The following is a 22,670-nucleotide window of genomic DNA, read 5'->3' on the forward strand; positions in this document are numbered from 1 at the left end:
TCCACCATCTTGAAGGAGCTGCTACCCATCGGGAAGTAGTTACTTTAAAGTGCGTTGCTACCCAGAGTGAGGTCCCATGGCGACGATGACGGCGGCACAGAAGAAAGCGGAAGCTAAAACGCGGTACAACGCGTTCCTCGCCGCGTGCCCCAGCCAGCAGTTGCTGGCTCAGGTTTCCGGCAAATGGGTGACCCTGGTGCTTTCTGCGCTGGGCAGCGGTCCGGACTGTGACGGGGAGCCGCGGCCGATGCGCTACTCCGAGCTGGCGCGGGTCCTCGCTGGCGTGAGTCCCAAGATGCTGTCGCAGACGCTGAGAACCCTCGAACGTGACGGGCTGATCTCCCGGACGGCAACCGCAACTGTCCCCGTCACAGTGACCTACGACCTCACCGCCCTCGGATTATCACTGCATCAAACGGTCCGACAGCTCAAGCTCTGGTCCGAGACTCACCGGGATGAGGTCTCAGCGCATCAGGCGCAGTTCGACGACGCGCGCTAACATCCGGAATTATTTGGCGGCCGCACCAGTTCCATCCACCATGACAACAATCGCGATCATTGGAGCAGGACGGGGCCTCGGGGCCGCCGTCGCACGACGATTCGGTGCGGAGGGGTTCTCCGTGGCCCTGATCTCCCGGAACCAGGCCAAGGTGGACGCACTCGCCGAGGACCTCGGCAAGGCCGGCATCCAGGCCCGCGGCTTCGCTGCGGACGTCCGCAAGCCGGAATCGATCGCCGCAGCCCTGGAGGCCGCCGCCGAGAGCCTCGGTCCGGTCGAGGTCCTGCAGTACAGCCCGCTGCCGCAGAAGGACTTCATGCGGCCCGTCCTCGAGACCACTCCGGCGGACCTCGTGGGACCTGTCGAATTCTCCATTTACGGCCCGGTTGCCGCAGTCCACCAGGTACTTCCCGGCATGCGCTTCCTCGGCGAAAACCGAGGCACCATCCTCTTCGTCAACGGAGGCTCTGCCGTCAAGCCCGGACGCAACGTCACCGGAACCTCAGTGGCGTTCGCCGGCCAGGCCGCCTACGCCCAGCTGCTTAACGAGGTCCTCGGCGAGGAAGGCATCCACGTGTCGCAGCTGATCATCGGCGGCCGCATCATCGAGGGCGATCCGGAGAAGGATCCCGATGTCCTCGCCGGCGTGCTGTGGGATCTGCATCGCGGCCGCGACACGTTCCGCCGCCAGATCAGCGCGGACTAACCCCAAACCGGCAGATACGGACACCACCAATTTCGATCCGCCACGGATTCGATAAAATACTTAGCAGGGAGCACAGCATGAGCAAGGTCTGGTTCATTACTGGAACATCGCGAGGTTTCGGCCGCGAATGGGCGGAAGCCGCCCTGGAACGCGGGGACTCCGTTGCCGCCACCGCCCGCAGCACGGACAGCCTGACGGCACTGGTGGACACCTACGGCGACCGGGTGCTGCCGCTGTCCCTCGATGTCACGGACCGAGACGCGGTCTTCGCCGCCGTCCAGCAGGCGCATGAGCACTTCGGACGCCTCGACGTCGTTATCAACAACGCCGGTTACGGTCAGTTCGGCATGGTCGAGGAGCTTTCGGAAGCCGAGGCGCGCGACCAGATCGAGACGAACCTTTTCGGTGCCCTCTGGGTCACCCAGGCGGCCCTGCCGTTCCTGCGCGCGCAGGGCAGCGGCCACATCATCCAGGTTTCCTCCATCGGCGGCATCTCCGCTTTCCCGTCCGTGGGCATTTATCACGCCTCCAAGTGGGCGCTTGAAGGACTCAGCCAGTCGCTGGCGCAGGAGGTTGCCGGCTTCGGCATCCACGTCACCCTGATCGAACCCGGCGGATTCTCCACCGACTGGAGCGGCAGCTCCGCCAAGCACGCCACGGCTATTCCCGCGTACGACGGCGTCCGGGAGCAGGCGGCGAACCGGCCGAGCCGCAGGGGCACGCCCGGGGACCCGCATGCCACCCGCGGACCGATCCTGCAGATCGTCGACTCCGAGAACCCGCCACTGCGCGCATTCTTCGGCGAAGCCCCGCTCGCCATTGCCAAAGCGGACTACGAGTCCCGGCTGGCGTCCTGGGAACAGTGGCAGCCGGTGGCCGTCGAAGCCCACGGCGGCAGCAACTGATGCCTTCGGAAAGCACCGCCCGAACGGCCGCTGAGATCTCAGCGGAGCCCGCCGTCCGGGACAGCCTGCGGCTCATCCTGGACGAACTTTCCGCTGCGGCGGACGGCCTCCAGGAGGACCAGCTGGCAGCCCTGGCGGCCGAAATCCGACAGGCCAAACGGATCTTCGTGGCCGGCGGCGGCCGCAGCGGCCTCGCCCTGCGCATGCACGCCATGCGCCTGATGCACCTCGGACTGACCGTGCACGTGGTGGGCGAAACCACCACGCCGGCCATCGGTTCCGGCGACCTGCTGGTGGTGGCCTCCGGGTCCGGCAGCACGGCCGGTGCCGTCGCGGCGGCACAGACCTCCCTCTCGGCCGGCGCCCGGGTGGCTGCCCTGACCACCGACGGCGATTCCACGCTGGCGGAAACCGCACACCGCGTGGTGGTCATCCCCGCCGCGCAGAAGACCGACCACAGCGGTACTGCCTCCCGGCAGTACTCCGGCAGCCTCTTCGAGCAGGCCCTGCTCCTGGTGCTGGACGCCGTCTTCGCCGCCCTCTGGAAGTCCGACGGCACCCCCGCCGAGGACCTCTGGCCCCGGCACGCGAACCTCGAATAGCGCGTGCCCCCAAAAAACTTCCCTTCCCAGCTATCAAAGGAAACACCATGAAACTGCAACTCGCCATGGACGTACTGACCGTCGAAGATGCCCTCGAGCTCTCCGGAAAGGTCGCCGAGTACGTCGACATCATTGAACTGGGCACCCCGCTGGTCAAGAACGCCGGGCTCTCCGCCGTGACGGCCATCAAGGAAGCCCACCCGGACAAGATCGTCTTTGCCGACCTCAAGACCATGGACGCCGGCGAACTCGAAGCCGACATCGCCTTCAAGGCCGGCGCCGACCTCGTGACGGTGCTCGGCGTCGCGGACGATTCCACCATCGCCGGAGCCATCAAGGCCGGCAAGGCCCACGGCAAGGGCGTTGTCGTGGACCTCATCGGCGTCGAGGACAAGGCAGCCCGCGCCAAGGAGGTCACCGACCTTGGCGCCGAATTCGTGGAGTTCCACGCCGGACTCGACGAGCAGGCCCAGGACGGTTACGACCTCAACACCCTGCTGACCGCAGGCAAGAAAGCCGGCGTGGCCTTCTCCGTCGCCGGCGGCGTGAAGCTGGACACCCTCGCCGATGTGCAGGCCTCGGGTGCGGAGGTCGCCGTCGTCGGCGGCGGCATCTACAGCGCCGAGGACCCCGCCCAGGCTGCGAAGGAACTGCGCGCCGCCATCAAGTAAACATGTGAATTTCCGGCCGCTGCCCGGCTGGAGGAACCGCGGAAGGCCGGCCCTTTGGGGCCGGCCTTCCGCCGTTTCCGGAACTCTTGTGCCGGCCAGGTTATGCCGTTCCGGTTCTGACGCACTCCGGCCAAACCCCTGTCCCCGGCATTACCGTTGGTAGGCATGGAGCTCTTCAGCGCCGAGGGATACGAGTTTGCGCGGCAGGTGCTGCAGCGCGGAATCGCCGCCGTGTACCTGATCGCCTTCATCTCCGCCGTCAACCAGTTCCCGGCGCTGCTGGGTGAAAACGGCCTGCTGCCGGCACCCCGGTATCTGGCCCGGACCGCCGGACGCGGCATTCCCACCCTGTTCCGCTGGCACTACTCGGACCGGCTCCTGCTCACCGTGGCCTGGACCGGAGCCGCCGTGGCCGCCCTGCTGGTGGCCGGACTGCCGCAGCACGGGCCGCCGTGGCTGCCCATGGCCGCCTTCCTGCTGCTCTTCGGGCTGTACCTGTCCATCGTGAACATCGGCCAAACGTTCTACGGCTTCGGCTGGGAGTCACTGCTGCTCGAGGCCGGTTTCCTGGCCGCGTTCCTGGGGTCCAACGAGGTGGCTCCCCCGGTGACGGTGCTGTTCCTCTTCCGCTGGCTGGTGTTCCGGCTGGAATTCGGCGCCGGACTGATCAAGATGCGCGGGGACCGGGTATGGCGGGACCTGACAGCGCTGTACTACCACCATGAGACCCAGCCCATGCCCAACCCGGCCAGCTGGTACTTCCACCATCTGCCCAGGCCGCTTCACAGGGCCGAAGTCCTGGGCAACCACTTTGCGCAGCTGGTGGTGCCCTTTTTCCTGTTTTTTCCGCAGCCCGTCGCCGGCATTGCGGCGCTCATCGTCATCATCACCCAGCTGTGGCTCATCCTGTCCGGCAACTTCGCCTGGCTGAACGCGCTGACCGTCCTGCTGGCCTTCAGCGCAGTCGCCGATTCGAACCTTCACGCACTGCTGCCCGGAGCTGCCTTCAGCACACCGGATCCGGAGGCAACCCCGGTCTGGTTTGCCGCCGTCGTGCTGGCCGTGACGGCACTGATGATCTACTGGGCGTGGGAGCCGCTGCGGAACCTGTTCAGCCGGAATCAGCTGATGAACGCGAGCTTCAACCGCTGGCACCTGTCCAATGCCTACGGCGCGTTCGGCTCCATCACCCGGACCCGGAACGAGGTGGTCATCGAGGGAACCGACGATGAGCCCGGCCCGGACGCCCGCTGGCTGGAGTACGAGTTCAAGGGGAAACCCGGGGACCCGTCCCGGATGCCGCGCCAGTTCGCCCCGTACCACCTGCGCCTGGACTGGCTGATGTGGTTCCTGGCCCTGGGTGCCTCGGGCGGTTCCTGGTTTCCGGTGCTGCTGCAGAAACTGCTCGACGGCGACCGCCGCACGCTGGCCCTGCTGCGCACCGATCCCTTCGCCGGCGCACCTCCGCGCTGGGTGCGCGCCAGGGTGTACCGCTATCGCTTTTCCACGGCGGCAGAACGCCGGGCCGACGGCGTGTGGTGGGTCCGCGAGCCCGTAGGCTTCCTCACCGATCCGGTCCGGCGAATCGAAGGCTGACACCTACCGCCGGGCAGGCAGGAAATGGCAGACTTGCCGGCAGAGTCCAGCCTGCAGCCCGGATCACTGCCGATGCGAGGAGCATAACCATGACCCCTGTCGGAAGCCTGCTGACTCCCCTGGCCACGCTGGACCCGGATCAGATGCAGTCCGAGGACCGCACCCCCGTGGTATTCATTCACGGACTGTGGATGCACTCCACCAGCTGGGACCCCTGGGTGGAGCTTTTTGAGGAGCGGGGTTACGCCGCGTTTGCGCCCGGCTGGCCCGGGGAACCGGGCAGCCTGCCGGCGGCCAACGCTTTCCCGGGGTCCATGGCCGGCACCGGAGTGCGGGAAGCTCTGGAACACTACGAGAAATTCATCAGCAGCCTGCCTCAGCCTCCGGTGCTGGTGGGCCATTCCTTCGGCGGCCTGCTGGCCCAGCAGCTCCTGGCCCGGGGAATGGCCGCCGGGGCGGTGGCCATTGCACCCACACAGTTTCGCGGTGTGCTGCGGCTGCCTCCGGCACAGCTCAGGTCCATCCTGCCGGTGCTGCGCAACCCGCTGAACGTCCGCCGGATCACCCGCCAGACACCGCAGCATTTCCGCCGGACTTTTGCCAACGAGGTCACCGAACGCGAGTCCAATGACCTGCATGCCACCTGCGTGATGCCCGCCCCGGGGCGGCCGCTGTTTCAGGCCGCGGCGGCGAACCTGGTTCCGCGCACCCCGGTGCGCGTGGATACGTCAGTAAACCGGGGGCCGCTGCTTCTGCTGGCGGCCGGCCGGGACCGTGTGGTCCCGGCCTCGGTGGTCCGGGCAGCCGCCCGCCGGTACCGGTCCTCGGCGTCGACCACCGAATACGTGGAGATCGACGGCACTGGACATTCCCTGGCGATTGACCACAACTGGCGGATTGTCGCGGACACGGTGCTGGGCTTCCTGACCCGCCACGGCCTGATTGCGGAAGGTTAGGCGTTGACGTCCGGCTTGGTGACCACGGTGTGGGTGGCGTGGTCGTACAGGAACGTCAGCGAACCGCCGTCGTGCGCCATGTCCAGGTTGCCGCCGTCCCGGTGACCGTACAGGCCGTAGTTTTCATCCCACGAACCGTTCAGCGCCACTTTGTATTCGTAGTGTCCGGCGGGCACATCAGCCGTGAGCTTCCACAGTTCATCGCTGCGGTCGAAGGTGAGCTGGAGGCCGGCGGCAGTCGGGTCCCAGTCTGCGACACCCAACGCGCTGCCCAGGTTTCCGGCAATAACGACGGCGTCCGGCTGCGGGAAGGAGGGCTCGGAGAATTCCGATTCCTGGTGTGCGCCGTGGCGTTCCTGCGGAACCTCCGGAACACTCACCGCTTCCTGCAGTGCCTCTTCAACTACTTCTTCCACTTCCTCGGCAGCAGGCGACACAGCTGATGCGGCCGGAGCCTTGCCGTTCATTGCAGCCAGCAGGTCTGCCGTTTCCGGGAATTCCTGCAGCGCCTGGCGGCCGGAGGCGGTGATGCTCCAGCCTGCACGCCCTTCCTTGGTAATCCAGCCGGCCTTAACGAGTTTGCTGCTGGCGTTGGACAAGGTGCGTTCGCCGCGCACAACACCGGTGGGCAGAACCTCGGCCTCGCTGCCGGTCAGCGGCACCTTGGACACGGCGGCGGCAAGGACTTCTCCCCGGCTGATCCGGCGTTCGGCAGCCGGATCTTCAGCGGCCAGCACCTCCAGGACAGCCTTCAGTCTCAGTGCGGTGTTTTCGACGGTGTTCTTGGCCAATGTCCTACCCTTTCAAAACGGTTTGTTCAAATCCTTCTCCAAGCTTACTGACCATCGGGCAGGTTACCGGACCGACGCCCCGTGCGTCACCGCGGCATCACCCGGGCGGACGGCATCCGCCAACGCGCCGAATTCCCCGTGGGCCAGCGGTGCGTAGGTGCTGTAAACCTTGATCAGAGCCGCTTCGACCGTATCAAGGTCAACGTTCCCGGCGTCCTCCGCAGCACCGGCCGTTGCCGGATTCCAGTCCAGGCCGAGAGCGGAGTAACAGCTCGTCAGGACGCGCCGCAGGGGCGCAGCGTCCTGCACCACCAGCACCGAGGAGAACAGCCAGGCACCGGACACCACCCGCTGCGCGGTACCCACCAGCTTGATTTTGCGGCCGGCGCCGGTGGTGCCGTGGACGGTGAACTCCCCCGGGCAGTATTCGCCGGGAATCTCCCCCACTGCTGCGTCCACGCCGGCGTCCCGCAGGGCCGAGGCATACAGCTCGCCGAAGGCCGAGAACCTGCCCCGGGACCCCGCCACCGCCTCGGTCCCCGGTTCCACATGATCGAGGATGAGGCAGCCCTGATGATAGGCGGCAGCACGCCCTCCGGCCTTGCGGACCAGCGGCTCAAATCCCTGGTCCCGGCAGGCCGAAGCAGCGGACTCAAACCCGGGAAGGCGGGCATCGCGCTGCCCCAGTGCCACGGTGGGAAGCGGTCGGTACACGCGCAGCGTGGGTCCCAGCCCTCCGGTCCGGGCGGCGGAGAGCATGGACAGCGCAAAGTCCAGATCCGCTGCAGCGCCCAGCGGATGATCCTGCCGCACCACGGTCAGGAGCTCCGGACGGGAGCTCACGGGCTGGTCCTGCGGCACGCGGGTCTCCTAGGCCTGCGCGTCGAGCCGGCGCACCGTCAGGATCTGTTCGCTGCGGCCAAAAGGACCGTCTGCGTCGTGCAGCACGGAAGACGTCAGCCCGATGCCGTCGGTTCCAAAGGTGACCCTGGTATCCAGGCCCAGCCATTCGCCCCGGGGCGGGCGGTGAAGGTGGATCTGCAGGTCAACATTGGGGAACATGTAGCTGTCCGCACCCGGAGGAACACGGGCCGCAATGCCGTTGGCTGTATCCACGAGCCCCACCATCCGCACCAGGTCCGACGTCGTTTCCCCCTCCAGCATTGCGTAGGGGGTGCGCACCCACACCTGGCCCCTGCCGGGCCGCAGTCCCGGGACGGCACGGAAATCCAGTGAGCCGATGAAGTCCCCCGGCCATTCGGTCATCCCGTGTGCTTCCTCCAGACCGTCGGGTCCGGGCATTGGCGCGTCCTCCAGGCCGGCCACCTCCGCAGTGGAACCCAGCGCCAGCCGCCAGGCGGTGGCCCGGACAGCAGTCCGGCCGCCGGCAATCAGCTCCGCTTCCAACAGCTCAATGGTGCGGCCGGGCCGCAGGACCTTGGTCCGCACGTCGAACGTGCCGCCGGGAATGACGCCCAGGATGTCATAGCTGATCCGGGCAATGCGCATGTCCGGGCGGGGGCTGCAGGTCTCCAGTGCGTGGGCCAGGAGGCCGGAAACCGGTGCCATATGCTGCTCATGCTCATTCCAGGCGCCCTGGGTGTGGACGGTGGACTCAAAGGTTTCCTCGCCCAGGGCGCGGTAATACGACTCGGCCACGGATGCGCCCTCCTTGCGGTTCGGATTTGGATCTCAGGCTACAGGAGCGCTGGGAGACTCCGTGCCGGAACCGTTTCGGACCTCCTTTGTGCGAGCGGACACCCCTCGCTATCGCATTGCGGCGCTGAGTTGCTGCAACCAGGCCTGGAACTGTTCCGGGCTGTCGAAGTGAGCTCCAGCTATCTTGCGTACGTCCGGAGCGATGTCAGGGGCATCAACGACCAGCGCATGCCCTCCAGCTGCGGTTGCCGCTTCGAATGCCGGCAAGTCTCCTCGATCATCACCTGCGTATGCGACCGTCTGGATTTTCCCAGTACTGATGATCCTTTGAAGGGCAGTGCCTTTGTCCTGTTTCAGGGGCATTCGGAGTTCCTCGACGAACTTGCCCGGTTCATGGCGCAGCCCATGAGTGCTGATCATTTCCTGAACGAGCGGAGAGATTAGTTTCGCGGCGCTGTCACGGTCTGGTGCGCGCCGCCAGTGGACAGCAACTGCCAAGGACTTGTCTTCAACGTATATGCCCTCCATATCGTCTAATTCTCGGTGCAACGCCTGAGTGGCTGCTCTCACAGCTGCCATCCACTGCTGGGCTTCGGGATCAACCTCGATGCCGTTCTCGGTGAGGTGTTCAAGACCGTAGGAACCATAGAGTTCTACGCCTGGGATAGTTGCCCGCACCGCGAGGAAGCTTGCCGGCCGTCCGGAGAGAAGAGCGACGACCGAAAGTCTGGTCGCCAAACTTGCAAGGATTTCCCTCGTGCCAGGCAACAACTCGCTGGCCTCGGGATCCTCGGTTATTCGAGAGAGAACGCCGTCGAAATCCATGACCAACCCAGCGTCCTTATTCGCTGTCAGAGCTTGAATCACCGTGGTCGCCGCATCCATACACCCACACTAACCGAGAGCACGCAGCGTTACTCGACCAACATCAGGAGCCCGAAAGATGATCCCCCATGGGAAGCGGGGCATTGTCTACAGCATTCGGCCCCGATTTTTACGCAAGTAACGCCCAATGCGGACCGTGCCGACAAACATCAAACTACATAACACTGCAAGAGCTACGACGAGGACCACTGCGTTCTTCCATCCAGCCGGTACCGGCAGCGGCCCGCCACTGACGAGGAGAGCCGTGATGACTGCAGAAAGGTAGGCGATTCCACCTGATATCACGCAAACAAGAGCAATGAGTAGGAGCTGAATTATCTGTCCGCGCCAGTCCCATGGTTGCCGACGTGGCGTGTACTTCTGCATCACCTGATCCTAACGAGACAGGGCACAAAAAGGCGTACCAGCATCTGGGGCTTCGAAGACTAATGAGCTAGGCACCGAGCGCCTCAAGAGGGCAGGCTCAGGGATCCTCAGCGCATCAGGACACCGCTGGCTGTATTTGTACTACGGTTTCCCGGAGGCCGCCCATCGTTGCATGCCACCTAGGAGATGGAGTGGCGTGAGCATGAATTTCGGCCGCACGCGGTACCCTGCAATTATTGCGGTCTAAATTCTTCGCCGCAGGGCAAACTGATGCGATTCAGTTTGCGCGGATCTGAGAACCGGGGGCCGTACGTTGATCCGTTCAACTGCGCAAAAAATGGCTGTGCTTGCGAGCACAGTGGCACTGTCTTTCACCTTTACTGCCGTTCCAGCGCATGCAAATGGCGAGACTGTGTCTCCTCCTCCAACCACCGTGACGGGCTGCGGCGCGTTCGGCGCGTCGCCGCTCCTGGAAGCCCCGGTGGCCGGAGCGGGACCGGGCGCGGTAACCGTAAGCCCGGACGGTTCCCGTCTTTACGTGTCGCTGACAAAAAACGAGGAACCTGGCAGCGGCTTCGTATCGGTTCTCGATGCTGCGACACTGCAGCAGGTGGCGGAAATGCAGGTGCCGGGACACTATCCCTACGCCGGAAAGGTATACCTGAATGCCGCCGGAACCAAAGGATACCTGGGGACAAATTCAGGAACGGTGCAGGTCTTTGATGCCCTCACCAACACGATGACGGCTTCAGTCCCGATCTTCGATTCCAAGGCAATCGCTTTTAGCCCTGACGGAGCTAAGGTCTATGTCGCCGGTTACAACCGCGTCATTACCGTTATCGACGCCAAGACGGACACCGTCGTCGACACGTGGAACTTTGATCTTGCCTATGGCACATTCGTTGACATCGCAATCGACCCGACGGGGTCATTTGCTTACATAGGCGGCCTGAGCAGGAACGTCGTGCATGTCATTGATCTACGCTCAGGTGCAGTGGTTCAGACCATTGAGGTGGGAGGCCCTCCAGGGCAGTTGGCCCTCACTTCAGACGGTAAGACGCTCTACGTGACCGACAGGTTCAATGGGAAGCTGCTTGTCCTGGATACAGCGACCCGATCCGTTCTGAACAGCTTCTCCACGCGGCAGGGTGAGCACCTTCTGCTGAGCGAATCCGAGGACCGCGCCTTCCTCTCGTCAGGGGGCCGCTCCCGGATTGAGGTTATCGACCTGACCACGGATGCAGTAATCTGCGCTCATTCCCTGCTGCCGGATTACCGCCACGGCGTCCAGGACATTGCCCTCAGCCCCGACGGGCGACGAATGTTTGTGGCGAGTATCGCGCACAACAACAATAAGATCTCCGTCCTGCCGATTCCCGGGGAGAAAAACACGCTGTTTCGCGATGTCTCGGGCGTAGATCAGTTTGAGCGTGAAATCCGCTGGATGGCGAACGCCGGCATTGCGACCGGCTACGAGGATGGCTCCTATCGTCCGCTGGAACCTGTCCGCAGGGACGCCATGGCGGCTTTCCTCTATCGGTTCCACGGCTCCCCGGAATTTGCAGCACCGCCGGTATCTCCGTTCACGGACCTGAACACGACCGACAAGTTCTACAAGGAGATCACCTGGCTGGCAAGTATGGGGATAGCGACCGGATGGCCGGACGGCACCTATCGTCCCCTTGAGCCGGTCCAGCGGGACGCCATGGTGGCCTTTATGTACCGTTCAGTCAAGAACACGCACTTTAGTGCGCCGGAGACCAGCCCGTACAGGGACGTTAAAACCACCGACCAGTTTTATCTTGAGATGGCATTCATGTCCGCGAATGGCGTCACGACCGGATGGCCCGACGGAACCTTCCGACCCCTCCAGCCGGTCAACCGCGATGCCATGGCGGCCTTCATGTACCGGCTCAATCCGTTGGGGCCATCAAATCTTCTCCGGTGATGCCGTGATGCCATGATGCCATGGCTCGACCACGACAATCCGGCTGGGTGTGAGGGCCTTCAGGACCTGGATGCCGATAGTTGATCTGAATGAATTCCTCGGCCGCCTTGCGGGGGTTCTCCGAACCCAGCTGCTTTATGGAGTCTTCGACCATCGGCGTCCAGATGGCGTCCTGAGAATACACCTACTGATGCCGAAGGCACGGTAGCTGCCCTTTCTGCGGAGCTTTGAAGTGATGATTCTTCCGGCGCCTCCTCTTGAAATCCCTGAATTCTCAGGAAGAATTCGCGTGAATCACCTCAACGCACGTAAGGCTTGAAACATCGGACAGTTGGATCATCCCGGACGCTATGGGATAAACACTTACCCTGCCACCGCAAACGCAAGGCAACACAGCGAGAATTCAGCTCTGCCGGAACCCCAAGGAGTAAAACGGCTCTTCGTGGTTAGTGGGGAAACGAGTTCTTGCCTACGAGTTAGCCGCCTTGAACACCTCAATAACGGTTTGACTGATCCGGCCGCGCGCACTGATCTCGTAACCATTTTCCTTGGCGTTTGCTCATATTCCTCCGGCCCCTGGCGATCCAGGGCCGAACGCAGGACGTTCAACGCGTGGTTTCCAGGCAGCCTAGCCTGTCGAGCGAGGCGCCCGCAGAACCGTCCCTCAGGGCGAAACCCAAAGCGTGCGTCGCGAACCTTGAACACCAGTCGCAGCTTCGTCAGCTTGTATTGAATCCCTCACGCGATGAAGTGTGCGTCGAGAGGCACGCCCATGGGGGTGAACGGCTTGTATTCGAAATACCTACGTGGCAGGAGGCGTGCTCTGGTTCTTGTCGGAATCGTAAGACCGCAGCCCGTGCTTCACCCCGAGGCGGACGATCAGGTACAGGATAAAGCCAACGACCGCCGGTACCACGACCCACATGATGAAGAGGACGATGAAGAAACCGAATCCATCTACACGCATAACTACCCCCCACGATTCATAAGCGATTAGTCCCTCGAGCGTAATGCTACGGACCGCACGCCCGTGTGAAGCCGCAGACAACGACCGGATCCTCGGGGTCTCGTTCAGCACAACGATGATCCGAAGGCGCCTGACGCATGAGGCGATCCTCCAGCGCAACATCTTCGAGTGCGGTCCAGGCAAGAAACCTCAGGCGTACGAGGGGGGCGGTCTCACCGCAACTGTAGCCCTTCTAGAAGTAAGGCCAGGTGGCGGCGCCAGTTGGCGTTATGACCTGGCCGGAAGTACATGGTGGACATGATTCCGCAGGTCATCATGGGGAAGTCGGCGTAGGTGAGGTCAGATCGCACAGCGCCAGCATCCACGGCGCGGGCGATGATGCGGGTGACTACTGCAGCGAATTCGTCTTTCTCGGTCTTGATGCCGTCCCAATCAACAGCATCGGAGCCGAGCAACACCCACTGGAATGCCTTGTCCGCTTCGGCAGCTTCGAGATATTGGACGAGAACCGATTTGAAAGCATCCCAGGGGTCGCTGAGCTTCTCGGCAGAAAGGGCCAACTTCACCATGTCTTGAAATCGGTGCTGCACGATCGAGGTCAGAAGCGCCCGCTTATTGGGAAAATGGCGGTAGAGGGAGCCGATGCCGAGCTCCGCATGCGCGGCAATCTCGCCCATCTGAACGTCATGACCGCGTTCGGCAAAAAGATGACTGGCCGAGCCCAGAATGGCGGCCCGATTGCGTCGAGCATCAGCTCGCAGTTGATCGTCGATGGTTCCTCCTTGACAAACGGAATCCTACTTCCGTATGTTGGCCCTCGCAACCGGAAGCGTGGTTCCTATTCACGCTGATCCAGTCCGCCTCGCGCTTTCCACTGGAGGATTCATGATCGTCGTTACCACCCCAACCGGCCAGATAGGCCACCACGTTGTCCGGGATCTGCTGGCGGCAGGTGAGTCGGTCCGCGTCATCGTTAGAGACCCCAGCCGCCTGCCGCACGAGGTTCGCACTCGGGTGGAAGTGATGCAGGGCAACCACAATGACCGGGGTATCACCATGACGGCATTCGATGGGGCCGACGCGGTGTTCTACGTGGTTCCGCCGGATGCCGCGACGGACAATGTGAGCGCCCACTATCGAGCCTTCGCTGAGGCTGCGGCTCCAGCAATCAGCTCACACGGCGTTCGACGGGTGGTCGCCGTGTCTACGCTCGGCCGCGGCTACACCAAGGAAGCCGGCCACCTGTCCGCAGCACTCGAAGCGGAGTCGGTCCTCGAGGGCACGGGCGTGGACTACAGGTCGCTCGGTATGCCGTTCTTCATGGACAACCTCTTGAATCAGATGACCTCGTTGAAGGAGCACGGCATGATCTTTATGCCGAACTCAGCCGACCAGGAACTGCTGACCGTCGCCACGCAGGACATTGCCGGCGTCGCGGTCCGTCTGCTGACGGACAGGACATGGACCGGTCAGGAAGTCGTCCCAGTGGTGAGCCCGGACCACCTCACTCCGACGCAGATGGCCCAGGTGCTTTCCGAGGTGCTTGGCACGTCGATCCGTTACCAGCAGATCTCGACCGAGGACTACGCCGCTACTCTGTCGCAGTACGGGATGAGCCGCGCTTGGGTGCAGGGCCTTGCAGACATGGCCACGGCACAAAACGACGGCATCTACAGCTATCAGCGACGAGAGCCACAGTCGGTCACGCCGACCTCCTTCCGTGCCTGGTGCGAAAGTGTGCTTAGGCCTGCGTTTGAAAACCCGACACCACAGTGGTGATCATCGGGTTGAGCAGCAATGGACGCGAGATAGGGGCTCGATACCTCTCTCGGGGCCAGAGTTCGCGCACAACCTGGTTTCAACGCAGGAAGCCTGATTGATTGAGCTTGTAGCAGCGGTAGTTGCCTAGCCGCTGACCCTTAGGTGTAGCGGTCAGGGGATCCCGTACCGAAGGAACGAGTCCGGCCGACCTCCGCGCCCGAAAGTCGGGATAATGCCTCATGCGTCTTTATCTGTCGTCGTACCAACTCGGTGACCATCCTGAAGTGTTCACCAGAATGGTCGGCGGGAGCAAATGTGGGTGGGTCATCATGAACGCGTTTGATGGGGCTGATCCTGAGATACGGCGGCTAGAGACTGAACGTCAGGTTAAGAATCTCGCGGGCGTTGGGCTGGCAGCCCGTGAGCTTGACCCTCGGGGCCACGACCCAGAGAGTCTGGCTGCCAAGATTGGCCAACCGGACTTCCTTTGGGTCCGGGGCGGCAATGTCTTCACGCTCCGGGCGGCTCTGGCGCAATCGGGGGCCGACGCTCTCATTACGGATCGCCTCGAGGCAGACGCCCTGGTCTATGCCGGCTTCAGTGCCGGGGGCTGCGTCCTCGCCCCAACCCTGTTGGGCCTCGAAGAGTGCGACTCGACAGAGGATGCCTTATCCATGTACGGAGCCATCCAATTTGAAGGACTCGACATCCTGGATCGGCCCTTCGTGCCTCACCTCGGTTCTCCGGAACATCCCGAGAGTGAGGTCCTAACCCGGGTGGCTGCTGCTTACACCCGGGAGGGCCAGCCCTACTGGGGTCTACGCGACGGTCAGGCTTTAGTGGTCGACGGCAGCAGTGTTGCTTTTCGGTAAGAGGGATAGGGAACGACATCCTATAAGCCGATCCATAAGCGGTCATCCGGAGTCTAGGCGTTTAGGAGCACAGTCGTCTGGGTTCCAGCATGAATGAAACCCGCACGGAGGGCCGTGTGGACGGAAGCGGTATTGTCCGTCCTAGCACGCCACTGCGGGACGAGTCCCGACTTCATGGCCTGAACCATGGCAACCGAAACGGCCCTGGCAGCATATCCCTGCTGCCGTTGACTAGGTGCGGTGAGGACACCCATATGCGCCAGGCTGGACCCCCAGGAGTCGTATCCACATCCTGCCAACGGAAGCAGCGCAGGGCCGTCGTTGTCCAACAGAACGAACGTATTCTTCATCTCGCTCAGGCCGACTTCTGCCACGTCGTCCTGAGAGCAGGCACGCTCTAACGCGAAAGCATGTTCCGGATTGCTGCTCACGGTCGGAACGGGGTCTGGGACGGAAGGCACGGTGTCACAAAAATAGAGTCCTGCCTCGCCCAATGGCCGTCCACCATAAGGAGCGCTGATTTCCAGAAGTTTTGTATGACTTGCGAGTTCTTGGTCGGGAAGGTCGCGAGCTATTTCAGCGGCCCACTTTGGTCCCGTTACAACGCCTATCCCAAACAACGAAACAAACATGAGCACGGAACTATCGCTTGTCTCGCGGTAAATCCTCGTGTCGTTGCCTGCCAAGGATTCTTGGGGTAGTCCGAGGATCTGCGCCCAAGTCGCTTGAACTCTCAGGACGGTGGTGGAACTCAGCTGCATGCGGCCAATCTATCGGAGCCAACTGCCGTCGCATGTTAGTTTCCTGCGACGATTGGACGAAAGATCGTAATCGGCTGGGATCTGACCACTCGCTCCGTAAGCCGTGCCCCCCGCCGCGATATCCCGGCACTACTCTCCTAACAAGCAATATGAGTCACAGCGGCAAAATGGTTTCGACTGCGAATCGCAGCGGGAAATGACTTCGTTTTGCGGCACTTTGTGTCCCTCTCTCGCCGCCGATCAGACCATCCGGGTTTCATGAAATCTCCGGTAACGCCATGCGAAGTAGCCGGCTGAAAGCGCCAAGGCAACCAGGGTTCCGCCAAGGACCACCATGGCAATCGTTCCAGCAGGCAACCCCCTGAAGGCGAGCGATGAGCAGAGGATAGTGAACGCCGCGATCAGCACGCACTCGATAACCGAACGCCAGAAGAACGAGGAGCTGCGCAAGAGGAGATAATCCAGCTTCCAAATACCCAAACCCACAAGGAGACCGGCAAGCACTCCCGGACTTGCCCCGATCATCGCTGCGATAGCCGCCAACCCAGCGGAGCGTGTGTCCGGACCGGAATAGGATGGATCCCCGACATCAAATGCAATGGCCAGCGCTCCGATGACAGCACCGACAACAGCACCTGCGATGACGGCAGCGAACACGGCAGTTCCTGGCAATGATCTGTCTCCGGACCTGACAGCCATGGGAACCTCTCGATAGCGTGCTCAAAGAACCATAAGGTGTGAGAAACCTGCTGCTCTACCGCCCGAGATGTCAGCAGTTGGATTGACACCTCTTGGTGGGGCCCACGTTAACGGTCCAGTGCTTATGCCATAGCTAATTGGTTTTCTTGTGACTATGTTTCCCAGTACCGCTTCGGCGTCATGCCGTTCAGGGATCCTTCGGCGGATCAGTACTGGCTGAAGGACGCCGTGGCGGGGTCCGCTCCCAGTCTCCTGCCGGCGTCGAGCTCATTGATCTGCTCCATGTCCCGGGGCGAGAGTTCCACGCTCAGTGCACCCAGGTTCTCCCGCATCCGCTCCGGGGTTGCCGTCTTGGGGATGACAATGTTGCCCGAAGCCAAATGCCAGGCCAGCACCACCTGGGCCGGGGTTGCCCCGTGCCGCTGGGAGATCTGCGCAACAGCAGCGTTTTCCAGGTCCTCCCCCTGGCCCAGCGGGCTGTAGGCCTCAACGGCCATGCCGTGGCGGCGGGACGTATCCGCGAGCGCCTGCTGCTGGAAGGTGGGATGCAGTTCAATCTGGTTCACGGCGGGAGGGACGGTGGCTTTCCCCATGAGTTCTTCCAGATGATCCGGCAGGAAGTTGGAGACGCCGATGGCCCGGACCAGCCCGTCGGAGTAGATCTGTTCCATCTCCCGCCATGCCTGCAGGTACAAACCCTGCGACGGCACCGGCCAGTGGATCAGATACAGGTCAATCTGCTCCAGGCCCAGGGCCGAGCGGCTGTCCTCGAAGGCTTCACGGGCCCGCCCCTGGTCGCCGTTGCGCAGCTTGGTGGTGATGAACAGGTCTTCCCGGGCCAGGCCGGACGCGGCGACGGCGGCGCCCACGGCTGCTTCATTGCGGTAGGCCGCGGCAGTATCGATGTGGCGGTAACCGGCTTCCAGGGCGCTTTCCACTGCCTGCTGGGTGTGCTCCGCCGGAATCTGGAAAACCCCGTACCCCAGTTGGGGGATGCGGACCCCGTTGTTCAGGTCAAGTCCGGGAATGTGTTCGTACGTCATTGGCTGCCTTTCGTCGCGTTGCCTCCACCCTATTTCCCGCAGCAAGTGTCCGGTACCCCTAGGCGGGGGCTGCCTGGACGCGCAGAATGGGTCCTGCCGCCGAACCCGGCCGCGTACCACCGTTGCCTATCCCCAAATGAGGAATGACTTTCATGCAGTACACCCATCTGGGCCGTTCCGGCCTGAGCGTTTCCCGCCTGTGCCTGGGCACCATGAACTTTGGACCGAAGACCGAGGAGGCGGACGCCCACGCGATCATGGACTCCGCCCGGGAGGCAGGCATCAATTTCTTTGATACCGCCAACGTCTACGGCTGGGACAAAAAGGGCTGGACCGAGGAAATCGTGGGCCGCTGGTTCGCCAAGGGCGGCGGACGGCGTGAGGACACGGTGATCGCCACCAAGCTGTACGGCTCCATGAGCGAGCGCCCCAATGACACCTTCCTGTCCGCGCTGAACATCCGCCAGGCACTGGATGCCAGCCTGACCCGGCTGCAGACCGACCACATCGACCTGTACCAGTTCCACCACATCGACCGGAACACGCCGTGGGAAGAGATCTGGCAGGCCATGGAGGTGGCAGTGCAGCAGGGCAAGATCATCTACAACGGCAGCTCCAACTTTGCCGGCTGGCACATTGCCCGTGCCCAGGAAGCCGCGCAGCGGCGGAACTTCAACGGGCTGGTCAGCGAACAGTCCATTTACAACCTCATCAACCGCGCCGTTGAGCTGGAAGTCATTCCGGCAGCACAGCAGTACGGGCTGGGTTTGCTGCCGTGGTCGCCGCTTCAGGGCGGGCTGCTGGGCGGGGTCCTCAAGAAGACCGAACAGGGCGGCCGCAGCACGGAGGGCCGGGCCAAGGAGGAGCTGGAAACCCACCGCGACGCACTGGTGCAGTATGAGGATTATGCGGACGAAATCGGTATCGCTCCGGGCATCCTGGGCCTAGCCTGGCTGCTGCACCAGCCGGCCGTCACCGCGCCGATTGTGGGCCCCCGGATCCAGGCTCAGCTCGACGACGCGCTGAAGGCCCTGGATACGGAGCTGGACGCGGAGATGCTGGCCAAGCTCGACACCATTTTCCCCGGCCACCGCACGGCTCCGGAAGATTACGCCTGGTAAAGGGCGGCTTTCACCCGTCCGAGGGGCCCTGCACAGTGCTGCCGGCAGGTTTGTCGGCCGCCCCGTCCGCCGGACGGATCAGCTGCGGCCCGTTGTTGCGCACCGAGTTGACCTCGCTGGAAACCACCCGCGGGGTCAGCACCGGTTCGGGGATGGTGTCCAGCAGCTGCTGGACGCCGTGTACTTCGGTCAGCTGCGGGTCCAGCCAGTCCGCATACAAGTCCGGCGGAACAATCAGCGGCGTGCGGTCATGAATATGGCCCAGGGCGTCGCTGGCCTCGGTGGTGATAATCGTGAAGCTCAGCAGCCACTTGTGGTCATGGTCTTCGGGAAGGGACGGATCAGGCCAGAATTCATACAGCCCGGCAAAGGCCAGCGGATCCTCCATGGGTGAATACAGGTAGGTGGGGATCTTGGTGCCGCCGGACTTTTCCCACTCGTAGTAACCGTCCGCGGGGACCAGCGCCCGGCGCTTGACGGCAGCCTTGCGGAACGCCGGTTTCTCCAGGACCGTTTCCCGGCGGGCATTGATCATGCGCGATCCGATTTTGGGGTCCTTGGCCCACACCGGCACCAGCCCCCATTTGGCCGTGGTCACGCGCCGCACCGCCGCCGCCCGGCCGCCGCCGTCGTCGTTCTCCGCGCGGCGGGCGCGCTCGGTGACAATGGGCACATCGTCAGTGGGAGCCACGTTCCATGAGGGGGCGGTTTCCTCCCCCACCGCCTGGTCCGCGGCGAACGCCGCCACCAGGTCAGACGTTGCCTTGGCCATCACGTATCGTCCGCACATAGTCCCATTGTGCCTGCCGCAGCGGAGAACTCCAGAGGTCCCCGGTATTCGAATATGTGTTCTACTTTTAAACATGGACCAGGACGCGGCAGCACGGATCGCCGCCCGCTATGCCCGGCGTGCGGAGCCCCTTGAACTCACTCCCGAGGAGCTGGACTTTGAGCATCACCCGGCCACCACCTCGCTGCCGGGCATCCCGGTGTGGGCCTGGATCCGGTTTCCCAGCTCGGCTGAACGGGTCAGGGGCGAGGCCTGCACCTGGAACGCCAGGGCGGTACAGGTGCTGTGGACTGACGCGGGCGTTAGGCGGGCCACCTGGGTATGGGCTTCGGCCGTCACCCGGCGCACCAGCGGGGGCCGGAAAAGCGGCCTCGGCGAGCGCACCGCGGGCGGAACCCAGGAAACTCCATAACCCGCGGGGACAGCGCGGGACAGAACCCCGCGCGTCCTGCAGAATAGGCCCGGCGGAACAAACTCCGTGCGGCCGGCACCATCTGCAGCCGTTTCATCCACTCAGGGAGCGCACATGGACATTCTTCTCATCGGGGGAACCGGAGTCATCAGTTCCGCCGTCGCCGAGCACGCAGCGGGGCTGGGCCACCGGGTCACCCTGCTGAACCGGGGCGCCTCTGCCACGCGGCCGGCGCCCGCCGGGACCGAGGTCCTGCACGCGGACATCCGCGATGCCGCCGCCGCGTCGGAGGTCCTGAAGGGCCGCGAGTTCGACGCCGTTGCGGACTTCATTTCCTTTGTCCCGGATCAGCTCAAGGCGAGCATGGACCTGTTCCGCGGCCGGACCGGTCAGTACGTGTTCATCAGCTCGGCCTCCGCCTACCAAAAGCCTCCGGCCAGGCTCCCCATCCTGGAATCCACTCCCCTGCGCAATCCGTACTGGCAGTACTCCCGGGACAAGATTGCCTGCGAAGAACTGCTCACCGCTGCGTATCGGGACGAGGGGTTTCCCGGAACCGTGGTCCGCCCGTCCCACACCTACGACCAGACGATGATCCCGCTCACCGGCGGATGGACGGACCTGCACCGGATGCGGGAGGGGCTGCCGGTGCTGGTGCACGGGGACGGCACCTCCCTGTGGACGCTGACGCACAGCCGGGACTTTGCTCAGGCCTTCACCGGTCTGCTGGGCCGGCCCGCTGCGGTGGGCGATGCCTACACCATCACCTCGGATGAGTTCCTGCCCTGGAACGAGATTTACCGGATCATGGCCGCCGCTGCCGGGGTCCCGGAACCGGAGCTGGTGCATGTCTCCTCGGAGACCATCGCCGTCCATGATCCCGACCACGGGCCCGGCCTGCTGGGAGACAAATCCCATTCGGTCATTTTCGACAACACAAAGATCAAGTCCCTGGTGCCGGATTATCAGGCCCGGATTCCCTTTGCGGACGGTGCCGCTGAAATTCTCCGCTGGTACGACGCCCATCCGGCGGAGCAGAAAGTGGACCAGGGCTTCATGGCCCTTTCCGACAAACTGACGGCTGCCGCCCGTTAAAGGCGGTTAAACAGCACCGGGCGCCGCGGCCACAGCAGGCCGCGACGCCCGGAACACACCGGCTGGGCTTAGGAAGCCCACCGCTTCATGAACGCCGCCATGGCATCACGGGCGATTGTGGAGCCCGGCCGGTATTCGGACGCTCCGGCGCTGGCCGGCCAGCCGCCGGCCACACCGCGGTCCTCAAGCCAGGAGATCTCCTTGTAGAACTGGTTGGACTTGGAAACGTCCCGGAACGGTGATGTCTTCGGAGCCGTGTAGTTCGGGGAGCCCTTCAGCCGGTACAGGAAGGCTGCCATTGCGTCCCGGTTGACGTCCGCCGAGGGGCGGAACACTTTGGTTCCGTTTTTCTGGACCCAGCCCGTGGAAATGCCCTTGGCCGCAAGCCAGGATATTTCCTTGTAATACGCGTGGGAGGTCGGGACGTCGGCGAACGGGGACTTCTTCGGCGGGGTGAATTGGGGCGAACCGGAAAGCCGGTACATGAATGCCGCCATGGCCTCGCGGGAGACCGACTGCAAAGGCCGGTACGTCTTGGTCCCGTTGCGCTCTGTCCAACCTGTGGAAATGCCCTTGGCATGCATCCAGTTCATCTCCGCCAGGAACTGCTGCCCGCTCACCAGGTCAGCGAAGGGTGACGCGGGGGCGAGGGGTGCGGCCTTGGGATAGCCGGCCAGGTTGGATACGACCAGGTGCCAGCCCCGGTAGGGTCCGCTGGTGGGCACCACATAGCCGACGCCGGTGTGCGTCTCCCGCGGATCCAGCATTGCTGCCCGGTGCGCCGGGGAATTCATCCACCAGTTCACTATCGACTCGGGGGTGAAGTTGAAGGCAATGATCTCCCCGTACCAATTGGCGCCGGCCGGAATAATCGACAGGCCGGCGTCGGCCCGGTGGATGCCGGCCCAATCAAAGTTCGGATCAGCGGTGGCCGTTAACAGATGGTTTGCCCAGCCCTGGGAGCCATTGGCAATCTGCTGGTTCCAGATGAGGGGGGCTACCCCGACCTTCCGGCGCTCGGCATTCATCAGGTCGAACACCCGTCCGGCGTAGGCATCGCTGCGGACCGACTGCACGGATCCGTCGGGTATGGCGGCACTGGAACCGGGCAGCTGGGTGCCGGCCTCTGCATCGACGGCGGCCTGGGCCTGCTCCGGTGACAGGAGGGCGGGATCCGGCCTGGGCGTATCGGGCATCACCGGTGCCACATCGGAAACTTCCGTTTCAGGGGGGAGAGCCGCCCCGTCAACAACTTCCGGCTCAGCGGGAAGTGCCGCCCCGTCAACGGCCGGCACCGCCACTGCCGGCACGGTGTGGACCGTTGCGGCGGCAGCACTGCCCGGAATGGCAACAGAGGCGAGGATCAGGGCACAGGAGACACGGACGCCAAAGGTCCGGAATGCGGGCTTCATTTTCATGATTGTCATTTTCTTAACTGCACTTCCGTTACATCCGTTCATCAAGCCACACTGCAGAAATGATGTACCGGTAATAAGGGGCGGTGCTTCAGTGAATTCGGACAGGAAACTGCAGCACCCGGCGGAACGGCAAAGCCGTCCACGCCA

General features: G+C 63.4%; 23 protein-coding genes and 1 pseudogene. 13 read left to right on the top strand and 11 right to left on the bottom strand.

Translation table 11 applies throughout. The annotated features are described in order from the left end of the window. Positions 1-76 precede the first annotated feature (76 nt). The 7 genes from AC4D2Q_RS12545 to AC4D2Q_RS12575 all read left to right on the top strand — a co-directional run bounded on the left by AC4D2Q_RS12545 (position 77) and on the right by AC4D2Q_RS12575 (position 5,935). The gene (locus AC4D2Q_RS12545; RefSeq protein WP_490946759.1) at positions 77-499 is read left to right on the top strand and encodes a winged helix-turn-helix transcriptional regulator; all 423 of its coding nucleotides are present in this window, start codon (positions 77-79) and stop codon (positions 497-499) included. Between the two features lie 40 nt (positions 500-539). Then, positions 540-1,205, top strand: a complete 666-nt coding sequence (locus AC4D2Q_RS12550) for an SDR family NAD(P)-dependent oxidoreductase (RefSeq protein WP_490925791.1) — start codon at positions 540-542, stop codon at positions 1,203-1,205. A gap of 77 nt (positions 1,206-1,282) precedes the next feature. Further along, the gene (locus tag AC4D2Q_RS12555) at positions 1,283-2,110 is read left to right on the top strand and encodes an SDR family oxidoreductase (RefSeq protein ID WP_490946760.1); all 828 of its coding nucleotides are present in this window, start codon (positions 1,283-1,285) and stop codon (positions 2,108-2,110) included. Next, on the top strand, positions 2,110-2,712 hold the full coding sequence (hxlB, locus tag AC4D2Q_RS12560; protein ID WP_490946761.1) for a 6-phospho-3-hexuloisomerase: 603 nt from the start codon (positions 2,110-2,112) through the stop codon (positions 2,710-2,712). The genes AC4D2Q_RS12555 and hxlB overlap by 1 nt, the downstream gene beginning before the upstream one ends. A 47-nt stretch (positions 2,713-2,759) precedes the next feature. Further along, positions 2,760-3,383 carry a 3-hexulose-6-phosphate synthase gene (gene hxlA, locus AC4D2Q_RS12565; RefSeq protein WP_490946762.1) on the top strand — a complete coding sequence of 208 codons (624 nt, stop codon included), beginning with the start codon at positions 2,760-2,762 and terminating at the stop codon, positions 3,381-3,383. A 165-nt stretch (positions 3,384-3,548) separates the two neighbouring features. Continuing rightward, the gene (locus AC4D2Q_RS12570) at positions 3,549-4,979 is read left to right on the top strand and encodes a lipase maturation factor family protein (protein ID WP_490946763.1); all 1,431 of its coding nucleotides are present in this window, start codon (positions 3,549-3,551) and stop codon (positions 4,977-4,979) included. A gap of 89 nt (positions 4,980-5,068) precedes the next feature. Next, positions 5,069-5,935, top strand: coding sequence for an alpha/beta hydrolase (locus AC4D2Q_RS12575; RefSeq protein WP_490946764.1), 867 nt, complete (start codon positions 5,069-5,071; stop codon positions 5,933-5,935). Here AC4D2Q_RS12575 and AC4D2Q_RS12580 read toward each other — a convergent pair. The 4 genes from AC4D2Q_RS12580 to otsB form a co-directional block, all read right to left on the bottom strand. Next, entirely contained in the window at positions 5,932-6,726 is a 795-nt protein-coding gene (locus AC4D2Q_RS12580) for a pullulanase X25 domain-containing protein (RefSeq protein ID WP_490946765.1), read from the bottom strand. The genes AC4D2Q_RS12575 and AC4D2Q_RS12580 overlap by 4 nt on opposite strands. Before the next feature lie 63 nt (positions 6,727-6,789). After that, positions 6,790-7,587, bottom strand: coding sequence for a lipoate--protein ligase family protein (locus AC4D2Q_RS12585; RefSeq protein ID WP_490946766.1), 798 nt, complete (start codon positions 7,585-7,587; stop codon positions 6,790-6,792). Positions 7,588-7,596: 9 nt separating this feature from the next. Next, on the bottom strand, positions 7,597-8,385 hold the full coding sequence (locus AC4D2Q_RS12590) for a thioesterase family protein (protein WP_490946767.1): 789 nt from the start codon (positions 8,383-8,385) through the stop codon (positions 7,597-7,599). Positions 8,386-8,493: 108 nt separating this feature from the next. Then, positions 8,494-9,270, bottom strand: coding sequence for a trehalose-phosphatase (otsB, locus tag AC4D2Q_RS12595; protein ID WP_490946768.1), 777 nt, complete (start codon positions 9,268-9,270; stop codon positions 8,494-8,496). 709 nt (positions 9,271-9,979) lie between these two features. Here otsB and AC4D2Q_RS12600 point away from each other — a divergent pair. After that, positions 9,980-11,584 (top strand): S-layer homology domain-containing protein, encoded by a 1,605-nt coding sequence (locus AC4D2Q_RS12600; RefSeq protein ID WP_490946769.1) that lies wholly within the window; start codon positions 9,980-9,982, stop codon positions 11,582-11,584. A 469-nt stretch (positions 11,585-12,053) separates the two neighbouring features. Here the strand turns inward: AC4D2Q_RS12600 and AC4D2Q_RS12605 are convergent. The 3 genes and pseudogenes from AC4D2Q_RS12605 to AC4D2Q_RS12615 form a co-directional block, all read right to left on the bottom strand. After that, positions 12,054-12,128 (bottom strand): annotated as a pseudogene (locus AC4D2Q_RS12605) (Lsr2 family DNA-binding protein); the annotation flags it as partial. Positions 12,129-12,386: 258 nt separating this feature from the next. Further along, positions 12,387-12,551 (bottom strand): hypothetical protein, encoded by a 165-nt coding sequence (locus AC4D2Q_RS12610; RefSeq protein WP_181034562.1) that lies wholly within the window; start codon positions 12,549-12,551, stop codon positions 12,387-12,389. A gap of 212 nt (positions 12,552-12,763) precedes the next feature. After that, positions 12,764-13,324: a TetR/AcrR family transcriptional regulator gene (locus AC4D2Q_RS12615; RefSeq protein ID WP_490947064.1), complete on the bottom strand. Its 561-nt coding sequence runs from the start codon at positions 13,322-13,324 to the stop codon at positions 12,764-12,766. A 112-nt stretch (positions 13,325-13,436) separates the two neighbouring features. On the opposite strand from AC4D2Q_RS12615, the gene AC4D2Q_RS12620 reads away from it, so the two are divergent. Beyond that, positions 13,437-14,330 (top strand): NmrA family NAD(P)-binding protein, encoded by an 894-nt coding sequence (locus tag AC4D2Q_RS12620; RefSeq protein ID WP_490946770.1) that lies wholly within the window; start codon positions 13,437-13,439, stop codon positions 14,328-14,330. Positions 14,331-14,551: 221 nt separating this feature from the next. Beyond that, positions 14,552-15,184: a Type 1 glutamine amidotransferase-like domain-containing protein gene (locus AC4D2Q_RS12625; RefSeq protein ID WP_490946771.1), complete on the top strand. Its 633-nt coding sequence runs from the start codon at positions 14,552-14,554 to the stop codon at positions 15,182-15,184. 1,001 nt (positions 15,185-16,185) lie between these two features. Here AC4D2Q_RS12625 and AC4D2Q_RS12630 read toward each other — a convergent pair. Together AC4D2Q_RS12630 and AC4D2Q_RS12635 are read right to left on the bottom strand one after the other, a co-directional pair. Continuing rightward, positions 16,186-16,602, bottom strand: coding sequence for a hypothetical protein (locus tag AC4D2Q_RS12630; protein WP_490946772.1), 417 nt, complete (start codon positions 16,600-16,602; stop codon positions 16,186-16,188). A gap of 248 nt (positions 16,603-16,850) precedes the next feature. Next, positions 16,851-17,687, bottom strand: a complete 837-nt coding sequence (locus AC4D2Q_RS12635) for an aldo/keto reductase (RefSeq protein ID WP_490946773.1) — start codon at positions 17,685-17,687, stop codon at positions 16,851-16,853. Positions 17,688-17,839: 152 nt separating this feature from the next. Here AC4D2Q_RS12635 and AC4D2Q_RS12640 point away from each other — a divergent pair, with 152 nt between their 5' ends. Next, positions 17,840-18,808, top strand: a complete 969-nt coding sequence (locus AC4D2Q_RS12640) for an aldo/keto reductase (RefSeq protein ID WP_400929506.1) — start codon at positions 17,840-17,842, stop codon at positions 18,806-18,808. Between the two features lie 10 nt (positions 18,809-18,818). Here AC4D2Q_RS12640 and AC4D2Q_RS12645 read toward each other — a convergent pair whose 3' ends face one another. Then, a complete protein-coding gene (locus AC4D2Q_RS12645) occupies positions 18,819-19,598 on the bottom strand; it encodes an SOS response-associated peptidase (protein WP_490946774.1) in 780 nt (259 codons plus the stop codon). Between the two features lie 73 nt (positions 19,599-19,671). Here AC4D2Q_RS12645 and AC4D2Q_RS12650 point away from each other — a divergent pair, with 73 nt between their 5' ends. Then, a complete protein-coding gene (locus AC4D2Q_RS12650) occupies positions 19,672-20,010 on the top strand; it encodes a hypothetical protein (RefSeq protein ID WP_490946775.1) in 339 nt (112 codons plus the stop codon). Positions 20,011-20,124: 114 nt separating this feature from the next. Then, complete coding sequence (locus tag AC4D2Q_RS12655; RefSeq protein ID WP_490946776.1) at positions 20,125-21,105, top strand: NAD-dependent epimerase/dehydratase family protein; 981 nt, start codon at positions 20,125-20,127, stop codon at positions 21,103-21,105. 68 nt (positions 21,106-21,173) lie between these two features. On the opposite strand, the gene AC4D2Q_RS12660 is transcribed toward AC4D2Q_RS12655, so the two are convergent. After that, complete coding sequence (locus tag AC4D2Q_RS12660) at positions 21,174-22,523, bottom strand: CAP and S-layer homology domain-containing protein (RefSeq protein WP_490946777.1); 1,350 nt, start codon at positions 22,521-22,523, stop codon at positions 21,174-21,176. Between the last annotated feature and the right edge of the window lie 147 nt (positions 22,524-22,670).

It is taken from the genome of Arthrobacter sp. TJ-178 (assembly GCF_058269275.1).